This window comes from Paraconexibacter sp. (assembly GCF_059438195.1).
The window spans coordinates 1-1,888 of the sequence record NZ_JBLKKY010000142.1; the positions used below are offsets into that span (position 1 = coordinate 1).

The window sequence follows — 1,888 nt, forward strand, 5'->3', positions numbered from 1 at the left end:
TTCTCCGGGAGGGTGCATGTCCGAGCGGCCTCAGCCGGCGGGGCCTCCGGCGGTGCGCCGGCGCCGGCGCCGGCGGCCCCGGCCGCGAACCCCGAGTACCTCCAGTGCGTCGAGGCGGCGGGCACGGACCTCCGAGAGGTCCAGAAGTGCGCCGAGGCGCTCGCCCCGTAGGACGGCGTCGCCTCGGGGCGGTCACGCGGCGACCCCCGGGCGGCGTCCTCTCCGGACGTCGCCCGGCCACGCATCGCGGAGGCCGGCGAGGACCGGCCCGTGCCGGGCGCGGAGGAAGAAGCGGCCTTCCCCGAGCAGCACCGTCGTCCGTGCGGACGGGCCGATTCGCGGGTTCGGCGCCCGCGTGTGACCGTCCGGGGAACGCCGCGCTCAGGCGTCGTCGCCGAGGTCGCGCAGCTGCCGGGCGACCTCGGCCTCGACGTCGAGCGGCTCCTCGCCGCGGCGGATGCGCCGCGCGTTGCGGGCCTCGACGAGCTCGCGCACCTCGGCGGCGAGCGACGGGTCGATGCTCGGCCGCAGCAGCGCGGCGAGCTCGGCCTCGACATCCACCGCGGGCTCGCCGCGTGCGGCGCGGCGTGCGTTGCGTCCTTCGAGCATCTGGCGGATCTCATCGACGCGCTCGGCCTCGGTGGACGCCGACGCCGGACCGCCGGGCGGCCGGACGGGTCGGTCGTCCTCGTCGATCGACAGGCCTCCGCGCCCGATGCGCTCGTACTCGCGCGAGGACGTCGCGAACGTGAGGACGGCGATGACGGCGCCGGCGCCGACGACGATCCAGATGACGATGCCGAAGGCCTCTTGCACGCCCCGTAGAGTCTGGACCATGTGGAGACGGCTGCGGCGCCGGACCTTCGCTCCGGGGCGCCCCGCGGTCTTCCCGGAGCAGTGGGGGCTCGTCCTCGTGACGGCGCTCGTCGTCCTCGGCGGCGTCGCGCTCGTCGTCCTCGTCGTCGCGGCCTGAGCCGCGGCCGCCGGTTCTCGCCCGCCGCGATGCTCGGCGGGTCCCGGCCGGGGGCGGCGCACCCGGCCGCTCGGACGCGGTGACCCTCGGCCGGCGCCGGGGCGTGAGCGTCCGCTCCCGCTTGACCGCTGGTGCAACCGCGCTACGCTTCGGAGGTACGTTGACTGACCAGTCAATCGCGTGCATGCGCGAGCTGGTCGAACGCAGCCCCGCGCGGACCGCATCCGGCCGCGACACCCCTTCCTTCGACAGGAGAAGCAGACAGTGGTCGACTTCACTCTGACCGACGAGCAGAAGAACCTCCGCGAGCTCGCGCACGACTTCGCGGAGAAGGAGATCCGCCCCGTCGCCTGGGAGCTGGACAAGGACGGGACCTTCCCGCGGGCCATCATCGACAAGGCGTTCGAGGTCGGCCTCATGAACACCCACGTCGCCGAGGAGTACGGCGGCCCCGGCCTCTCCTACCTCGACGGCTGCATCATCGAGGAGGAGCTGTCGTGGGGCTGCTCGGGCGTCCAGACGTCGCTCGGCTGCAACGGCCTCGCCGCAGCGCCGGTGTTCCTCGGCGCCTCCGAGGAGGTCAAGAAGGAGTACGGCGCCGCCCTCACGCAGGAGGGGCACCTCGCCTCGTTCTGCCTCACCGAGCCCGACGCCGGCTCCGACGTCTCCGGCATGCGCACCCGCGCGAAGAAGGTCGGCGACAAGTACGTCCTCAACGGGTCGAAGTGCTTCATCACCAACGGCGGCTACGCCGACTGGTTCACGGTCTACGCGAAGACCGACCCGGACGCCGGCCACCGCGGCATCTCCGCCTTCCTCGTCCGCAAGGACGACACGGTGATCGTGGACAAGAAGGAGGACAAGATGGGTCAGCGGGCCTCGAACACCGCGACCATCACCTTCAACGACACCGAG

Annotated in this window: 3 protein-coding genes; 2 read left to right on the plus strand and 1 reads right to left on the minus strand. The window is 73.0% G+C overall.

From position 1 onward, the window contains the following. Positions 1-381 precede the first annotated feature (381 nt). Positions 382-816 (minus strand): hypothetical protein, encoded by a 435-nt coding sequence (locus ACME2J_RS22250; protein ID WP_495547135.1) that lies wholly within the window; start codon positions 814-816, stop codon positions 382-384. Positions 817-835: 19 nt separating this feature from the next. Here ACME2J_RS22250 and ACME2J_RS22255 point away from each other — a divergent pair, with 19 nt between their 5' ends. After that, positions 836-973, plus strand: coding sequence for a hypothetical protein (locus ACME2J_RS22255; protein WP_495547136.1), 138 nt, complete (start codon positions 836-838; stop codon positions 971-973). Between the two features lie 264 nt (positions 974-1,237). After that, positions 1,238-1,888: acyl-CoA dehydrogenase family protein (locus ACME2J_RS22260; protein ID WP_495547137.1), on the plus strand; the 651-nt coding region annotated here is incomplete at its 3' end.

Excerpts from the sequence above, each read along its gene's own strand:
- ACME2J_RS22255 (WP_495547136.1), top strand. The coding sequence starts at position 836 with ATGTGGAGACGGCTGCGGCGCCGGACCTTCGCTCCGGGGCGCCCCGCG.